The sequence below is a fragment of the Saccharomonospora sp. NPDC046836 genome (genome assembly GCF_040645195.1).
Lineage (GTDB): Bacteria > Actinomycetota > Actinomycetes > Mycobacteriales > Pseudonocardiaceae > Prauserella_A.
Genome location: NZ_JBEYXW010000013.1, coordinates 26,089 through 42,358, shown reverse-complemented (window position 1 = coordinate 42,358; position 16,270 = coordinate 26,089). Strand labels below are relative to the sequence as shown.

Annotated in this window: 16 protein-coding genes; 8 read left to right on the top strand and 8 right to left on the bottom strand. The window is 70.9% G+C overall.

All coding sequences use genetic code 11. The features are described from left to right. Window positions 1-173: 173 nt before the first annotated feature. Entirely contained in the window at window positions 174-2,135 is a 1,962-nt protein-coding gene (locus tag ABZ863_RS16700) for a PASTA domain-containing protein (RefSeq protein ID WP_358536114.1), read from the bottom strand. A 107-nt stretch (window positions 2,136-2,242) separates the two neighbouring features. Between ABZ863_RS16700 and ABZ863_RS16695 the strand changes: the two genes are divergently transcribed. Continuing rightward, the gene (locus tag ABZ863_RS16695) at window positions 2,243-2,611 is read left to right on the top strand and encodes an Rv2175c family DNA-binding protein (protein ID WP_358536112.1); all 369 of its coding nucleotides are present in this window, start codon (window positions 2,243-2,245) and stop codon (window positions 2,609-2,611) included. A gap of 84 nt (window positions 2,612-2,695) precedes the next feature. On the opposite strand, the gene ABZ863_RS16690 is transcribed toward ABZ863_RS16695, so the two are convergent. From ABZ863_RS16690 to ABZ863_RS16675, 4 genes are read right to left on the bottom strand one after another with little or no spacing between them, the layout of a single operon-like run. After that, entirely contained in the window at window positions 2,696-3,481 is a 786-nt protein-coding gene (locus tag ABZ863_RS16690) for an LLM class F420-dependent oxidoreductase (protein WP_358536110.1), read from the bottom strand. Continuing rightward, complete coding sequence (locus tag ABZ863_RS16685; protein ID WP_358536108.1) at window positions 3,478-4,350, bottom strand: phytoene/squalene synthase family protein; 873 nt, start codon at window positions 4,348-4,350, stop codon at window positions 3,478-3,480. The genes ABZ863_RS16690 and ABZ863_RS16685 overlap by 4 nt, the downstream gene beginning before the upstream one ends. After that, on the bottom strand, window positions 4,347-5,822 hold the full coding sequence (crtI, locus tag ABZ863_RS16680) for a phytoene desaturase family protein (RefSeq protein ID WP_358536106.1): 1,476 nt from the start codon (window positions 5,820-5,822) through the stop codon (window positions 4,347-4,349). The genes ABZ863_RS16685 and crtI overlap by 4 nt, the downstream gene beginning before the upstream one ends. 10 nt (window positions 5,823-5,832) lie before the next feature. Beyond that, window positions 5,833-6,924: a polyprenyl synthetase family protein gene (locus ABZ863_RS16675; RefSeq protein WP_358536104.1), complete on the bottom strand. Its 1,092-nt coding sequence runs from the start codon at window positions 6,922-6,924 to the stop codon at window positions 5,833-5,835. 44 nt (window positions 6,925-6,968) lie between these two features. Between ABZ863_RS16675 and ABZ863_RS16670 the strand changes: the two genes are divergently transcribed. The 3 genes from ABZ863_RS16670 (at window position 6,969) to ABZ863_RS16660 (ending at window position 10,699) form a co-directional block, all read left to right on the top strand. Further along, window positions 6,969-7,859: a methylenetetrahydrofolate reductase gene (locus tag ABZ863_RS16670; protein ID WP_358536102.1), complete on the top strand. Its 891-nt coding sequence runs from the start codon at window positions 6,969-6,971 to the stop codon at window positions 7,857-7,859. Window positions 7,860-7,870: 11 nt separating this feature from the next. Continuing rightward, on the top strand, window positions 7,871-9,541 hold the full coding sequence (locus tag ABZ863_RS16665; protein WP_358536100.1) for a DUF885 domain-containing protein: 1,671 nt from the start codon (window positions 7,871-7,873) through the stop codon (window positions 9,539-9,541). Window positions 9,542-9,796: 255 nt separating this feature from the next. Then, entirely contained in the window at window positions 9,797-10,699 is a 903-nt protein-coding gene (locus ABZ863_RS16660) for a DMT family transporter (RefSeq protein ID WP_358536098.1), read from the top strand. Here ABZ863_RS16660 and ABZ863_RS16655 read toward each other — a convergent pair. From ABZ863_RS16655 to ABZ863_RS16645, 3 genes are all read right to left on the bottom strand, one after another. Next, window positions 10,656-11,198 carry an AAA family ATPase gene (locus ABZ863_RS16655; RefSeq protein WP_358536096.1) on the bottom strand — a complete coding sequence of 181 codons (543 nt, stop codon included), beginning with the start codon at window positions 11,196-11,198 and terminating at the stop codon, window positions 10,656-10,658. The genes ABZ863_RS16660 and ABZ863_RS16655 overlap by 44 nt on opposite strands. A 106-nt stretch (window positions 11,199-11,304) precedes the next feature. Further along, window positions 11,305-11,871 carry a GNAT family N-acetyltransferase gene (locus ABZ863_RS16650; protein WP_358536094.1) on the bottom strand — a complete coding sequence of 189 codons (567 nt, stop codon included), beginning with the start codon at window positions 11,869-11,871 and terminating at the stop codon, window positions 11,305-11,307. Beyond that, a complete protein-coding gene (locus tag ABZ863_RS16645) occupies window positions 11,868-12,392 on the bottom strand; it encodes a YbaK/EbsC family protein (RefSeq protein ID WP_358536092.1) in 525 nt (174 codons plus the stop codon). Before ABZ863_RS16645 ends, ABZ863_RS16650 begins: the two co-directional genes overlap by 4 nt. Before the next feature lie 237 nt (window positions 12,393-12,629). On the opposite strand from ABZ863_RS16645, the gene ABZ863_RS16640 reads away from it, so the two are divergent. The 4 genes from ABZ863_RS16640 to ABZ863_RS16625 all read left to right on the top strand — a co-directional run bounded on the left by ABZ863_RS16640 (window position 12,630) and on the right by ABZ863_RS16625 (window position 16,029). After that, window positions 12,630-13,145 carry an SAV_6107 family HEPN domain-containing protein gene (locus tag ABZ863_RS16640; protein WP_358536090.1) on the top strand — a complete coding sequence of 172 codons (516 nt, stop codon included), beginning with the start codon at window positions 12,630-12,632 and terminating at the stop codon, window positions 13,143-13,145. Then, window positions 13,145-13,909: a maleylpyruvate isomerase family mycothiol-dependent enzyme gene (locus ABZ863_RS16635; protein WP_358536088.1), complete on the top strand. Its 765-nt coding sequence runs from the start codon at window positions 13,145-13,147 to the stop codon at window positions 13,907-13,909. Before ABZ863_RS16640 ends, ABZ863_RS16635 begins: the two co-directional genes overlap by 1 nt. Before the next feature lie 102 nt (window positions 13,910-14,011). Further along, window positions 14,012-14,806: a VOC family protein gene (locus ABZ863_RS16630; RefSeq protein WP_358536086.1), complete on the top strand. Its 795-nt coding sequence runs from the start codon at window positions 14,012-14,014 to the stop codon at window positions 14,804-14,806. Window positions 14,807-14,937: 131 nt separating this feature from the next. Beyond that, window positions 14,938-16,029: a GNAT family N-acetyltransferase gene (locus ABZ863_RS16625; protein ID WP_358536084.1), complete on the top strand. Its 1,092-nt coding sequence runs from the start codon at window positions 14,938-14,940 to the stop codon at window positions 16,027-16,029. Window positions 16,030-16,270: the final 241 nt, after the last annotated feature.

Here is a 16,270-nt window from a genome sequence, read left to right as displayed (position 1 = left end):
TGATCATGTTGTCGGTGGGCAGTTTCAGTGCATCACCCATAAATGACGCATGCGTGGTCAGGGTGTTACCGCGCCGATAACCCTGGAATGACACACCCGCGCACGTTCCCCTTGCACACAGCGCGAATGCCGAATCTACGGTGTCATTTCGGTGCTGTCGACCGCAGGGCGTATCAGGGCAGGATCGTGAGCGCGATCGTCGTGCCGCGCGGCACGCGGGTGCCCGGCGCGGGGTCCTGCCCGACGACGAAGCTGAACGGCCGGCCGCCACCGTTGTCGCTCGGCGTGAGCCCGGCCTGGGCCAGGATCTGCGCTGCCGTCTCGCCCGAGCTGCCGAGCACCGAAGGCACCTCCACCGCGTTGGACACGTACACGCCCACCCGGTTGCCGGTCTCGATTGTCGCCCCGCCCTGCGGATCGGTGCGGGTGACGTGGCCTGCCGGCACGTCGGCCGAGAACTCCTCGCCGGCGTCGAAGGGCTGGAACCCGGCGGCGGTCAGCGCCTGGAACGTCTCGTCGCGAGTCATCCCTGCCACGGCGGGCACCGGTGTCGGCGGCGGCCCCTTCGACACGACGATTGTGACGGCGTCACCGATGTTGGCCGTGTTGCCCGGCTGCGGCGACACGGCCACCACCGCACCCGCGGGCACCTCCGCGCTGAACTGGTCAGCGGCCTGGTCCCGGCGCGGCTCCAACTGGACGGCACGGATCGCCTGTTCGGCTTGCTCCACAGTGGCGCCTGGCGGAATGTCCGGTACAACCGGCTTGCCCAGTGACAGCACCACCGTCACCTCATCGCCGCGCAGCGCCCGCGAACCCTGCCCCGGCTCGGTGCGGACGACCGTCCCGCTCGGCGCTGTGTTGTGCCGCTCCTCGGTGAACTGCGGGGTCAGCTCGGCCTGCCGCAGCACCTGTTCGGCGCGCGCCTGGTCCATGCCGCTCACCTGCGGCACCTCCACCCAGCGGCCACCGGTGAACCACCACACACCCGTGCCGATGCCTCCGGCGAGCAGCAGGCCGACGAGCACCCACAACACCACCCAGCGGCCGCGCCGTCGGGGCGCCTCCACGGCCGGCTCGGCGGGCGGCCCGGGGTCGATGGCAGCCGTCGCGCGGGGGAGCGCCTGCGTGCCGCGCGGGCCACCGTGCGGTGCCTGCCCGGTGACGGCGGGCATGGCGGGCACTGTGCGCTCGGTGTCCGGGACGTCGTCAGCGGGTTCCGGCTCCGTGGTGGGCACCGGCACGTTCACCACCGGGATGCCCAGTTCGGTGCGGACTCGCGTGAGCTCGGCGAGTAGCTCGCTGGCGTCAGCGGGCCGGGCCTGCGGATCGCGGCGCGTCGCGCGCACCACGAGCTCGTCGAGCGCAGGCGGGATGTCGGCCCGCGCCTGGCTTGGCGCGGGCACGTCGTCGTTGACGTGCCGGTAGGCCACCGACAAGGCCGTGTCCGCGGTGTAGGGCACGTTCCCGGTGAGCATCTCGTAGAGCAGGATCCCCGTGGAGTAGATGTCCCCGCGCTCGCTGGCCGAGCCGCTGGTCACCTGTTCGGGGGAGAGGTAGGCGACGGTGCCGAGGATGACGCTCGTGCTCGTCGTCCCAGCGCTGGCCACGGCCCGGACCAGTCCGAAGTCGCCGACCTTCACCACGCCGCCGCCGCTGTTACCACTACGGCCGATGAGCACGTTCTCCGGCTTGATGTCGCGGTGCACGAGCCCGGCGGCATGTGCCGCGGCGAGCGCGGAGAGCACGTGTTCGGCGATCGTGAAGACGAGCGGGATGTCCAGTGCGCCGTTCTGCTCCAGCAGGTCGCGCAGTGTCCCGCCGTCGACGAGTTCCATCACCAGGAACGCGCGCCGGTCCTCGGCCCCGCCCGAGGTGTCGAAGCCCTGGTCGTGCACGGCGACGATGTGCGAGTGGTGCAGCCGGGCGGCGGATCGGGCCTCGCGCTCGAACCGGTCGACGAAGCTGCGGTCGTCGGCGAAGCGCGAGTCCATGATCTTGATGGCCACCGGCCGGTCCAGCCGGGTGTCGACGCCGCGGTACACCGAGGACATGCCACCTCTGGCGAGCAGCCTGCCGACGCGGTATCGCCGGTCGAGCAGCGCGCCCACGAGGCTGGCATCCGAGCGTGTCACAGCGCTGGATCCTACGGTTGGCGGTGCCGGCTCCGGCGACCGTGTCCCGGTTACGCCATTAGATTGGTCCTGCTCGGCGCTGCTGTGAATGTGGCAAGGTAGTAGGCGTGAGTGCGATCCCTATCGCTGACGACGTACTCGGTGCAGACGTGGCCGTACTCCCGGTAACGGAGGTGGCCGGCCTGCTCGGGTTGTCGCTGAACAAAGTGCGGCAAATGTTGCGGGACGGCCAGCTGATCGCCGTCCGCAGAGCTGGAGATCTGCTCATCCCAGCCGATTTCCTCGGCAAGGACGGGGTGATCAAGGGGCTCGCCGGCACGATCACGGTGCTTTCCGACGCCGGGTTCAGCCGAACGGAGATGCTGCGCTGGCTGTTCTCCGAGGACGAGTCACTGCCCGGTGTCACACCCATCAACGCCCTGCGCACCAGCCACGGCACCGAGGTCAAGCGGCGCGCACAGGCCATGGCGTTCTGAGCCGGTCCATGCGATGAGGGCCACCTTTCCCCGCGTCCAGCGCGGAGAAAGGTGGCCCTCTGCGCGTGCTGTCAGCGTGTGCTGTCAGCCGTTCTGGGCGTCGCGCCAGGCCAGCCACTTGGATAGCCCGCTCAGGTCGTAGTCGGGTCCGCCGACACCGATCGTGAACGTGGTGATGCCCAGGTCGAGCAGCTTCGCCGCAGAGTCCTCCGGGGCGCCGCGCGCGCCAACGGAACGCTCGATCTCCGCCGGGTCGCGGCCGACGTCAGCGCAGTGCTGGTCCAGGATCGCGGTCTTGCGCGCGGCCACCTCGACATCGCCGAAGCCGTGCCAGATGTCGGCGTGCTTGGCTACCAGCCGCAACGTCTTCTTCTCGCCGCCACCACCGATCAGCACCGGAATCTTGCGGGTGGGCGCCGGGTTGAGCTTGGCCAGCCTGCTCTCGATGCGCGGCAGCGCCTCGGCAAGAGCATCGAGCCTGCCGCCCGCGGTACCGAATTCGTAGCCGTACTCGGTGTAGTCCTTTTCGAACCAGCCGGAGCCGATGCCGAGAATCAGCCTGCCGTCACTGATGTGGTCGACCGTGCGGGCCATGTCGGCGAGCAGCTCGGGGTTGCGGTAACTGTTGCAGGTCACCAGCGCGCCGATCTCGACCCGGGACGTCGCCTCCGCCCACGCGCCCAGCATCGTCCAGCACTCGAAGTGCAGGCCGTCGGGGTCGCCGGTGAGCGGGTAGAAGTGGTCCCAGTTGAACAGGATGTCGACGCCGAGTTCCTCGGCCTCGGCCGCCGCGCGCCGGATGGCCGCGTAGTCGGCGTGCTGGGGCTGCAACTGGAGTCCGATCCGGACAGGCCGGTTTGGGGTCGTCATACCTTCAGCCTAGTAAGGATCGCCGTTGCCGCCACGGTGATCCTGCGCCGCGGCCCCACGGCAACCCGGCGGCGCAGCACGTCGTATTCGGCAGCGACGATCTCGTCGAGAATGCCGCCGTAGAGGGTGAACGCGGTGCTCACGCACGGTCGGGACTCCGCGCGCAGCAGCCGGATCCCGGGCTGGGCCTTGCGGTAGACCGCCCGGTTGTGCGCCACCAGCGCAGCCAGCGCCCTGCGGATTCGCCGGTCCGGGGCGCCGTTGCGGGCCGACCACTCCAGCAGCTCGCGGTCAACGCCGAACGCGGCCAGTTCCGCCGCGGGCAGGTAGACCCGGCCGCGAGCCAGGTCCTCCCCGACGTCTCGCAGGAAGTTGGTGAGCTGGAAGGCCTCGCCCAGCGCCGCGGCGTACGGTGCGGCCTCCTCCCGCGGCACCACGGTGCCCAGCACCGGGAGCATCTGCAGCCCGATCACGCACGCGGAGCCGTAGATGTACTCGCGAAGCTGGTCGAGCGTCGCGTACTCGCCGATGTGCAGGTCCATCCGCATCGACTGGAGGAATGCGTCGAACAGCGAGCGTTCGAGGCCATAGCGGCGCACGGTGTGGGCGAAGGCCACCAGCATGGGCGCGGACGGCTCCGCGCCGCCGTACACGCGGTCCAGCATTGCGGCGCAGCCGTCCAGTACCGCGGCGGGATCGCTGCCGGGCGGCGGGTTGTCCACCGCGTCGTCGACGGAGCGGGCGAAACCGTACAGCGAGTAGGTGGCCGGGCGGGCGTGCGCGGGGAGCAGCCGGGTCGCGAGGTAGTAGGTCTGCCCGTGCCGGGCGGTGATGCGGCGGCATTCGGCGTACGCGTCGTGCAGGGTCATCGGCCGGTGATCCGTGCGGCGGCGAGGCGGCCCGAGATCAGCACCGGCGGGATGCCGACACCGGGAGTGGTGCCGCACCCGGCGAGCACGACGTTGTCCGCACCGCGAACCAGGTTGGCAGGGCGGAACGGCCCGGTCTGGGTGAACGTGTGGGCCAGCGAGAACGGCGTACCCGCCGCGAGTCCCCGCTCGCCCCATTCCAGGGGAGTAACCAGCTCGCGCACCTCGAGATCCTCGGCGAAGCCGTTCAGGCCGCGCCGCGCGAGGGTCCGGAGCAGCTCGTCGCGGTAGGCCGGGCCCACCCTTGCCCAGTCGATCGTGCCCGTGTGCAGGTTCGGCGCAGGCGCCAGCACCGAGATGACCTGCCTGCCCTCGGGAGCGAGGCCGGGATCGCTCGCCGTCGGGCGGGTGACGAGCAGCGAAGGGTCGGTCATGAGCGTGCCATCGCGGATGATCTCGGCGAACGTGCGTTCCCAGTGCCCGCCGAAGAAGATCGTGTGATGGGCCAGCTGCGGCCAGGTGCGCGCGCTGTGCCCGTGCAGGACGACCGCCGACGGCGAGAAGCGCAACGGCACGGCACGTCGTGGCGGGCCGCCCAGCAGCCGGTAGGCGGTGGTGAGCTCGGTCGCCAGTACCACGGCATCGCATTCGATGCGCTCACCGTGGGCGGTGCGCACCGCGCACACCCGTGACCCGGCCCGCTCCAGGCAGACCGCCCGCGTGCCGAGCCGCACCGACGCCCCTGCCTGCTCGGCGGCACCGGCCATCGCCCCCGTAATACCGCCCATGCCGCCCAGCGGGTAGTACACACCGCCGACCGTGTCCATGTACGAGATGACGCCGTATGCCCCGATCGCCCTGCCGGGGTCGAGACCGGCGTAGAGCGACTGGAACGAGAACAACCTGCGCACCCGCTCGTCGCGCAGGAATCGCCGGATGCGCGGGCCCAGCCTGCCGAACCCGCCGAGCGCGGCCAGTTTCGCCAGCTCGGGGCGCAGCAGGTCCAGCGGCGAGTCGAAGTTGCCGCCGATGAAATGGTCCTTCTGCACGGTGTACAGATCGGTCAGCCAGCGCCGCAGCCGCCGGTATCCGGCGGCCTCCGCGGGGCCCGCCACCGCTCGGATCTCGGTTTCCATGGCGGCGGGGTCGGTATACAGGTGGATCGTGCTGCCATCGGCGAAATGGGCCCGGTACGCGGGATCCAGCGGCCGTAGCGTCAGCCGGTCGGCCATTCGCTGCCCGACCGCGGCGAACGCCTCGTCCAGCAGTTCCGGCATGGTGAGCACGCTCGCGCCGGTGTCGACCGTGTAGCCGTCGGCGTGCCGGCTGCCGGCACGGCCGCCGGGAAGCGGCTCCTGCTCCAGCAACGTCACCTGCCTGCCGGCCCCCAGCAGGTGCAGGGTGGCCGACAGTCCGGCGAGCCCGGCGCCGACAACGACGATCCGGTCGGTGGCGCCCGAAACCGTGCGCATTGCCCGTTCCTCAGTACTTGCGCTGGGTCGCCTTGATCGCCAGCTCGGTGAGCCTGGTCGCGGCCGGTTCGGCGAGGGCGGCCGCGCGCAGCGACGTCAGGGCGGTCTCGGTCAGCTCGTCGATGCGGCGCTCCACCTCGGCTACCGCACCCACCTCGGTCAGCGCGGCGCGCACGGTGTCCACCTCGGACTCGGTCAGCCCGGCGTTGCCGACCGCGGCGGTGATCGCCCGCGTCGCGGCCTCCCGCCCCTGCTGCGCCGCGTACTGCAGGCCGAGAGCGAGCAGCAGTGTCCGCTTGCCCTCACGCAGATCGTCGCCCGCCGGTTTGCCGGTGACCGACGGATCGCCGAACACGCCCAGCATGTCGTCGCGCAGCTGGAACGCCACTCCCAGATCGCCGCCGAACTCCAGCAGCGGCTCGACGACTCCCGCCTCGGCGCCGGCGAGCGCGGCGCCGAGGTGCAGTGGCCGCTGCACCGTGTAGGCGGCCGTCTTGAGCCGGTCGATCCGCAGTGCCGCCTCGACCGAGGAGTCTCCGGTGGCCTGCGTGTGCACGTCGAGGTACTGACCGGCGAGCACCTCGGTGCGCATGGCCCGCCAGGCCGGCCTGCCTGCGTGCAGCACCGCTGGTGGCAGCGGTGCCGCGGCGAACATGTCGTCCGCCCAGGCGAGTGCGAGGTCGCCGATCAGCACGGCGGCGGCCAGCCCGAACGAATCCGCAGAGCCGAGCCAGCCCTGTTCGCGGTGCCGCGCCGCGAACGCCACGTGCACGGTCGGTGAGCCGCGCCGGGAGTCGGACGAGTCGAGCAGGTCGTCGTGGATGAGCGCGCACGCCTGGATGAGCTCCAGACTCGCGACCACGTGCAGTACCCCGGCCGCCTGGTCGCCCGCCGGGTCCCCGCCGAAGCCACGCCAGCTCCACCAGGCGAAGGTGGGGCGCAGGCGCTTGCCGCCGCCGAGCACGAAGTCGCACAACGCGTCCGTCGCCGGGGTGAACACCGGTTCGGTTCGCCCGATCGTCTCGCTCGCGTCGCGGAGAAAGCCGGCAAGGACACGGTTGATGTGGGCCGGCAGGTCTGCGTCGTAGTCGGGCTCACTCATGCGGCTATCGTCCCAGGTTGGTATGCCCCCAGTAGCATTGCGGCATGACGTCGGTGATCGAGCGGCTGCAGGGCCACACTCCCGTGTTCTCAGTGGAGTTCTTCCCGCCGCGCGACGAGGCCGACGAAGCCGTGCTGTGGCGGGCGATCCGGGAGTTGGAGCAGCTCGACCCTGCGTACATGTCGATCACCTACGGGGCGGGCGGTTCCAGCCGCGACGGCACCATCCGCAGCATCGCCAGGGTCGCCACGGAGACGACCCTGGTGCCGATGGCCCACCTCACCGCGGTGAACCACTCCGTCGCCGAGCTGCGTAACGTCATCGGGTGGTACGCCGCCGTGGGCGTGCGCAACATCCTCGCGCTGCGTGGTGACCCGCCAGGTGATCCCTACGGCGAATGGGTTCCGCATCCGGAGGGCCTGACCTACGCCGAGGAACTGGTCGCGCTGGTGCGCTCGCTCGGTGACTTCTGTGTTGGTGTGTCGGCGTTCCCCTACGGTCACCCGCGCTCGCGGGACCTGGCCACCGACACCATGCACCTCGTGCGGAAGTTCCGCGCCGGAGCCGATTTCGGGATCGCGCAGCTGTTCTTCGAGGCCGAGGACTTCCTGCGGCTGCGTGACCGGGTGGCAGCTGCGGGCTGTGACAAACCGCTGCTTCCCGGCATCATGCCACTGACCACACCGCGCACGCTCGCCAAGACCATCGAGCTGTCCGGCGCGAAGGCCCCGCGCAGCCTGCTCGACCGGCTCGAGCCACTTTCCGGCGACGCGAAGGCGTTTCGCGCCGAGGGGCTCGACGCCGTGACCGAGCTGTGCGACCGCCTGCTCGCCGAAGGCGTGCCCGCGCTGCACTTCTACACGTTCAACAGGTCGAAGGCGACACGGGAGCTGGTCGGCAGGCTGGGGCTCATCCCCGCGCGCGCAAGCAGGTAGCGTTGCCGTGCATGCGCGTGCACGAGATCTGCGACGCCTTTGTTGACGACTTCGCCGCGGCCGACCCGGTCGCCGCGACGATGTTCGGCGTCTCCAGCCATGACGACCAGCTGACCGACTACTCGCCCGAGGGGTACGCCGCCCGTGCCGCCGTCAGTAGGCGGGCGCTGCGGCAGATCGCCGCGGCCGATCCCGCCGACGACGGCGAGCGGGTGGCCAAGGCCGTGTTCACCGAGCGGGTCGGGCTGGATGTGGAGATCCACGAAGCCGGTCTCGACGTCGCTTCGCTGAACGTCATCGAGAGCCCCGTGCAGCACGTGCGCCAGGTGTTCGACCTGATGCCGCAGGACACACCCGAGCAGTGGGAGGTCATCGCCGCGCGGCTGGGGAAGATCCCGGCCGCGCTCGACGGTGTGCGGGCCTCGCTGCTCACGGCCGCAGGCGCTGGCCGCTCACCCGCGTTGCGCCAGATCAGCAAGGTCGCCGAGCAGGCGGAGGTGTGGGCCGGTCTGAACGGCGACGCGGGCTTTTTCGACACCTTCGTCGCCGGTGCCACGGGTGTGCCGGAGACGTTGCGCGGCGAGCTGGCGCGCGCCGCGCGGTCGGCGCAGGAGGCCTACGCCGAGCTGGCCGGCTTCCTGCGCGGCGAGCTCGCGCCCGGTGCGCCGGTGAAGGACGCGGTCGGCGAGGACGTCTACCGGTTGTGGTCCCGCTACTTCATCGGTGCGGAGCTCGACCTGCGTGAGGCGTATGCGTGGGGCTGGGAGGAGTTCACCCGCGTGGAGCGCGAGGCCACACGAGTCGCCGAACACATCAAGCCCGGCGCGACCCTCGCCGAGGTGGCGCAGGCGCTCGACGCCGACGAGCGCTACCACGTGCATGGCCGGCAGGCCTTCGAGCAATGGATGCAGCGGCTGTCCGATGAGGCGCTGAACTCGTTGCGCGGCAAGCATTTCGACATCCCGGACGCGCTCATGACGCTCGACTGCCGGATCGCCCCGCCCGGGGGCGGTGTCGGCGCGTACTACAGCGGGCCGAACGAGGACTTCTCCCGTCCGGGCACGATGTGGTGGTCGGTGCCGGCCGGCAAGCAGGACTTCATCACCTGGCGCGAGGTCAGCACCGTCTACCACGAGGGCGTGCCTGGCCACCACCTGCAGATCGCGACGTCGGTGTACCAGGCGGCCTCGCTCAACCGGTTCCAGCGGCTGCTCTCCTTCACCTCGGGGCACGCGGAGGGCTGGGCCCTCTACGCGGAACGGCTCATGGAGGGCCTCGGCTACCTCGGCGACGACGGGGACCTGCTGGGCATGCTCGACGCGCACCTGTTCCGTGCCGCCCGGGTCGTCGTCGACATCGGCATGCACCTGGAGCTGGAGGTTCCGGCAGGCACCGGTTTCCACGAGGGACAGCGGTGGACGCCGGAACTCGGTCTGGAGTTCATGCTGACCAGGACCATCACCGACCCCGATCACGTGCACGACGAGATCGACCGTTACCTCGGCTGGCCAGGTCAGGCCCCGGCGTACAAGCTCGGCGAGCGGCTGTGGCTGGAGGCTCGCGAGGATGCCAGGCGCAGGCAGGGCGCCGCCTTCGACCCGAAGGACTTCCACACGCGTGCCCTGCGAATGGGCGGCATGGGACTGGACACCCTGCGCGAGCAACTCGCCGCGCTCGACTGAGCCCTGGAGGGGACTTCTAGGCGTCTGGTGTGTGGCGACCGGTACGATCACCGGCATGCACCGGGTTTTGCGGACCAGCACCCCACCGCCTCGCTCCTGAGCGGGGCGTAGGCACACGCCACGCCGTGCGGCCATTTGCCGATGTCGCACGGTTCTTTCATGGCTGCAGGGCAGCCGTGACCCATTGCGCCCCGCGTCGTCGTCTTCCCTTTCCACTGCGACGTTGGAGCGTTGTCCGTGTCTTTCTCTGTTGCCGTGCGCACTCGCACAGGCTCGGCCAGTCTGATCGCTGCCGGGGTGCTGTGGGGCACCGGCGGCCTCGCCGGATCGATCCTGTTCACCCGCGCCGATCTGCATCCGCTGGTGGTGGCCACCTATCGGTTGCTGCTCGGCGGTGTCTTTGCGGTGCTGTTCCTGTCGTTCACCGGCGGCCTGCGTGCGATGCCGCGGACGGCGGCCGTTGCTCGCCGCGTGCTCGTGGCGGGCGGTCTGCTCGCCGTGTTCCAGGCCTGCTACTTCGCCTCCGTGCTGCTGTCGTCGGTCAGCATCGCGACGATGACGACCATCGGCAGCGTGCCGGTATTCGTGGCCGTGGCGAGCGCGGTGGCCGAGCGCCGCAGGCCGGCGACGCCGACGCTCGCGTCGGTCGCCGCCGCGCTGCTCGGGCTGGTTCTGCTGACCTGGTCGCCCGGTGGGACCGGGGAACGCGGCGAGCTGGTCGCAGGCCTGGCGCTGGCGCTCGTCGCCGGGGCCGGTTTCGCGGCACTCACGATGGTCAACCGCCGCCAGGTCGCCGGGCTGGATCCCTTGCGCACCACGGCATTCGGCTGTCTCGCAGGCGGGCTGGCGCTGCTACCGGTCGCGGTGTGGCTCGGTATCGGCCTGCCCGCGAGGCCCGACGTGGTCGGGTTGGCGATCTACCTCGGTGCCGTCCCGACCGCGCTGGCCTACGCGGCATACTTCCGTGGCCTGCGGGACTCCCACCCGGTGCTCGCTGCGTTCGCAGCTCTGCTGGAACCGCTGACTGCGGCCGTGCTGGCGGCGGTGCTGCTCGACGACCAGCTGGGTGTGGTCGGCTGGTGCGGTGCGGCCCTGCTCACCGGTGCCATCGGCGTCAGTTACTGGCGGCCGGCTCGACGCGCAGACCCTGCTGGGTGACCGTACGGTCGACGACCGTGACGCTGCGCCAGCCTCGCGGCCGGGCACCGGCGGCCAGCCGGTCCCGCGTCCGCGGGGCGTTGCGGGCGTGCCGGGAGAACGACCAGCCGAGCAGGACACGGCCGCGGCGGCGCTGCCCGGCGAGCGCGTCGGCGACGGTGCAGTCGATCCACAGCAGGTGCCGCGGCCGCCGGGTCAGCGTGCCCAGCACGACGAAGGCGGACCGGGTGAGGGCACCGGTGGCCGGGTCGTGCACCACCAGCGTCCCTGGTGCGCGGACCGCGGCGACCACCAGCCGCGCCGCGTGCAGGAGGTGCACCAGCGGCCGGTAGAGCGAGTACGCGGTGCCTGGTGGGAAAGTGCGCGCCAGCCGGGCCCGCAGGTGGTCGGTGTCGAGCACGGTGATGTCAGCCGTGGCCTCGATATCGCGCAGCAGGGTGCTCTTGCCGGCGCCGGGTAACCCGGCCACAACGAGGAGCGCGCGAGTTTCGACATGCATGCGGAGGCGGTCTGTCGCCGGCGAGTTCATGTCAGAGCCAACGTGGAGTGCCGGTCCCGCCGTTCCACGCGCCAGCGTGACATAAACGGCACAAACCCCCGCCGCTTCAGTCGAGCGGGAGCGCCCTGCCCAGGATCGCGAACGCGCGGGGATCGCCTGCGAAGTGGTAGTCCCGCAGCACATCGGCGAAGCCGAGCCTGCGGTAGAGCCGCCATGCCCGGCTCGGCCCTTCGGGGGTGGACAACAGGATGTGCCGGTTGGGGACGCTGTGGACGAGCCTGCGCAGCAGGTCCTCACCCGTGCCGCGCCCCTGGCTCTCCGGCCGGACGTGGATCTCGGTCAGCTCGAAGTAGTCACCGAGCCACGTGTCGGCAGCGGTCTGGCCCGCCTGCGCGGTGAGGCCGCGGCGAACCTGCTCGTGCCACCACTGACCAGGGCTGCCCTCGTACCCGTATGCGAGTCCGACCAGGCGGTCATCGGCGTCGAACGCGGCGATACAGCGCCAGCCGACGCGCAGCGCGTGGGTGAGCCACATCGGTGCCCGCTGCTCGGCGGTGCCCGCCGGGTAGTTCATCGCGGCGACGTACAGGGACAGTGCCTCGGGCAGCCGGGCGCGGAACTCGTCACCGGAGAGTTCCGCGACGCGCTTGTAGCCGGAGGACATCGCGGTCATGGCTGCGTGTCCGGGGGCACTGCGGCGACGTCGGCGGCACGGCCCGCGGTGACGGCGAGGAGCTGCTCGAACGTCGTCGGGTACACCGACTTGGGGTGTCCGGCTGCCGCCCACACCACGTCGTAGGACAGCAATGCGGTATCGACCAGCGTGATGAGCCTGCTCGGATGGCCCACTGGCGCAACCCCGCCGATCGTCTGCCCGGTGTGCTCCTTGACGAAGACCGGATCGGCCTTGCCGACACCGGCGGCCCCGGCCAGGCCGGCGAGCGTTGCCGTGTCGGCACGGTGCGCACCGGAGGTCAGCGCGAGCAGCGGCGCGTCCGGGCCCGCGGCGAAAGACGCCCGGAAGACGAGGCTGTTGGCGATCGCGCCCACCTCGATGCCGAGGGCTTCGGCGGCCTGTGCCGCGGTGCGTACCTCGGCGGGCAGGATGCGGATTCCGTTGGCCGCGTCGTGCTGGCCCGCCTCGGTGAGGGCGGCGGCCACCTTGGCGATCGCGGGGTGGTCGAGCGAACTCATACCTGTAATGAGATCACGGGCGGGGGCGGCCTGCGATGCGGAGGGCCGCGGCGAGTTGTGTGTGCGGCAGGGCTTGAGCCTTCGCCGCCGGCACGCTACTCTGGTGTTGTTCGAACATACGTTCGACATCCGGTGGAGCGCTCTCCGGTCGGTCCCCGGCGGGTGGATGGGGGAAGCATCTGCGCGCCGGGGACTGTTGTCCGGTGCCGGCTCCCGCACGAGAGAGGAAGGTGGGCCATGTCCGTCGCGTTCGCTTCGCGTAGTGGCCCCGAGTCCCGGCAGGGGCCGGTCCAGCCGGCGCTGCCAATCGAGTTACGGCCGCCGGCGGCACCGGCTGCCGTGTCGCTGCTCACGCAGGCCAGGCACGGGCTCGCCGAAGCCGGGCGGGAAGCCGACCCGGTCAGGCGGTTCATTTCCGCGTACCTGTCCGCGCTGCGGGCCGCGGCCGCGGTACTCGCCGCTCGCGGCAGGCCACACCGGGGCCGGGCCAAGCCGGAGAGCGTCTGGACCCTCCTGGAGTCGGCGGCGCCGGAGCTGCAGCAGTGGGCGGTGTTCTTTGCCGCGTATTCGGCCCGCCAGGCCGCGGCACAGGCCGGGGTCACACGCCGGATCACCGCGGAGTCGACGGACGAGCTGTTCGTTCAGGCCGGTCGTTTCGTGGCGATCGCCGGCCGGGTGGTGCACGGTCACGCCGCCGCGAGGGCCGCCCCGTGTGGTGCGCGCCCGCGTAGGTACGAGCGCCGGGGCGGCTGATGCCAGGGCAGACGTTGATCGACCACGGCCGGCTGCTGGATGCGTTCGGGCACGAGGTCGAACTTCTCGTCGACGCAGCGCGTGCGGCACCACCGGACGTGCCGGTCCCATCGTGTCCAAGATGGACGCTCGGCGAGGTGGTTCGGCATGTGGGCAGTGTGTACCGCGTCGTGCTGGCCTGGTTGGTCGAGGGCAGGCGGCCGCGTGAGTGGCAGCGCGATCCGGCTCCTGGCCAGACCGTCGAAAATTACCTGCGTCAGGGGTTCGCCGATCTGAAGGAGGTCCTCACCTGGCACGATCCGGGCGAACGGGCCGCCACGTGGTGGCCTGCCGACCACACGTACGGCTTCTGGTGCCGCAGGATGACGCACGAGACGACTGTGCACCGGGTCGACATCGAGGACGCGGCGGGGGTGGAGCGGGCCGAGATCACCGACGACATCGCCATCGATGGTGTGGACGAGGCGCTGGCGTTGTGGTTCGGACACCGGCTGCCCCTGCTGGGCATGACCGGCACGCACCCAGGTTCGGTGGGCGTACGCACCGGTGGCCACAGCTGGATCGCCAGGGCGGGGCCGGCGGAGACCATCGCATGGCGTTGTTCCGACGAGGAGGCGAGCCGGGCCGATGCGGTTGTCTCGGCATCGCCCGCCACGGTCTACCTGTGGTTGTGGGGCAGGCAGCGGCTCGGTGCGGTGGATGTGGACGGCGATGACGACGCGGCCGGGCAGTTGTGGGCACTGCTGCGACTGGCAACACGATGACGGACGTGTGGGGAAGCACTGTCCGTTTGTGTGGCGGTGCGAGCTGGCCCAGGCCCGCAGCGAGCGGCGCCCCCGCTCGAGGACACGGCCTACTCTCCAGCCATGGTGACGCAGCTGGCTAACGTCGTGATCGATGCGGTCCGCCCGGCCGCGGTGGCTCGGTTCTGGGCAGACCTACTCGGCTGGCAGGTCGTGCCAGACAGCACCGCGAGCCGGGCGGAGCAAGGGCAACGCGACCCCGGCACGGGGGCACCGGACGGCGGCGACGTGGTGGCAGTGCGACCGCCCGATTCGGACGGTTGCGCGTTCGGTTTGTTGTGCTCGGCGGTATCGGAACGCAAGGAGGTGAAGAACCGCGTCCATCTCGACCTGGCCAGCGCCACAGCGGCGCAGCAACGGTCCATAGTCGACAAGGCGGTTGGGCTGGGTGCCGCGACTGCCGACATTGGACAGGGTGCGCTGCCCTGGGAGGTACTCACGGACCCGGAAGGCAACGAGTTCTGCGTGCTCGAACCGCGCACCGAGTACGCGGGAACCGGATCTCTGGCGGCCATTGTGGCCGACGCGTTCGACCCCATCGCGCTCGCGCCGTTCTGGTCCGCCGCCACTGGGTGGGAGATCGTGCGCCGTGATCCCAGCTTCGTGAGCATGCGCCACCCGGGTGGGCACGGACCGTGGCTGGAGCTGCTACGTAACGAATCGCTGCATCCGGATGGCCGGCGCCTGCGTCTGCAGCTGACGGCGTCCGGTGCCGGCCCTGCCGACGGCGAAGTGGCTTGGTTGCGCAGGTCGGGAGCGGGTGGGCAGGGCAACCACAGCGTGCTTGGGACCGTGCTGGCGGCCCCGGAGGGTGGTGAGCTGATCGTCGCGCAGGATGCCCCGGGCGACGCGGGGTAACTCGTTGCGGTGAACAGCCGCGCGGCGCGCCGCGCGCAACGTTTCAACCGGGTTGCGGCGGTCGCGGGACGGAGACACACGCGAAACACCCGCGCCGCTGACCAGCAACAAGGGTTCGGGAGCGTGAAGGCATGGACATTCGCCGTGCTCGCGCGACCGCGCGATCGGAGATCCCGCGTGCCTGGCTGGACCATGCGGCCGAGGCAGGCTCGGTGACGTGGCGGCTGCGCATCCGCATGGACGACCGCCCTGGCATCCTGGCCCGCGTTGCGATCCGCCTGGCCGATCTCGAATGCAACATCCTCGGCCTCTCCGTGCTGCCGGTGCCGGGCGGTGTGCTCGACGAGATCGTGGTCCGGCCTGCGGTAGGGCTCACGCGTACCCAACTGGTCCGGGCAATTCGTGAGGAGGACTGCGAGTGCCTTGGCATCACCGATGCGGATGTGCGTGAGCTGGTTGACTCATCGGCAGCCAGCCTCGCCGCCGCGAGCCGGGCTGTCGCCGACCCCGCCAAGTCCGCCGATTCGGTACGCGAGATCCTCGAGGCCGACCTGGTGACCGTGGTGCCGGCAGGTGAGGCCAATCCTGGCCGCACCGAGGGAGGTCATCGTGCGGTCTTCCCGATCGGTGACGACCATGCCCTCGTCGCCCGGCGACTGTGGGCACCGTTCCTTCAGCAGGAGCTGGCGCGCGCTGAGGCGTTGGTGGGCCTGCTCAGTGTGGTCGAGGCCAATGTGCCCGGACCGGTGGTCGTGACCTGTACCGATGGCGCGGCGGTGGTCCTTCGCGAGGGCGTACCCGGCGACGCCGATGCGGTCCTGGCGCTTCATGGCAGGTGCTCGGCCGCGACGCTGTTCCATCGCTACCACACAGGCATGCACACGGTGCCCCGACGCTGGTTGCATCGGCTGCTCGTGCCGCCGCGCGGTCTCAGCGTGGTCGCCGTATGCGGCCGGGAGGTGATCGCACTGGGGCAGCTGATCCCCAAGCCGTTCACCGATGTCGCGGAGATCTCCCTGCTGGTCGAGGACGCCTGGCAGCGCAACGGCCTCGGCACCGCCCTGCTGCGCAGGCTCGCAGTCCTGGCGTCGGCCCGGGGCTGCCGGGAACTGGTCGCGATGTCCCTGCCCTCGGGCGACGGAATTCGCCGGACCGCACTGCGTGCGGGCCTCTCCCCGGCGTCGGCACCCGACGAGACCGGACAGCTGCGTATCACCCTGTGAGCGCGACGCGGCCGGGGCCGAGCACAGCGAACGGTGAGTGCCGCACGCCCGCCCAGTAGGTGGTGCGGACCTCCGGGTCTACCGCGCACCCCGCTGCCGGGTGTGCGGGGCGCCAGGCTGTGCGTGCCGCGTGCGAGTGCCCGGCGGGCGCTGGTCAGTTGGTGACGGGCGGATCTGTCGCGGACACCGGCGCTGAGCGCGTGCGATGTGGGCTGTGGCGTGTTCGGTGTGCAACTGCCCG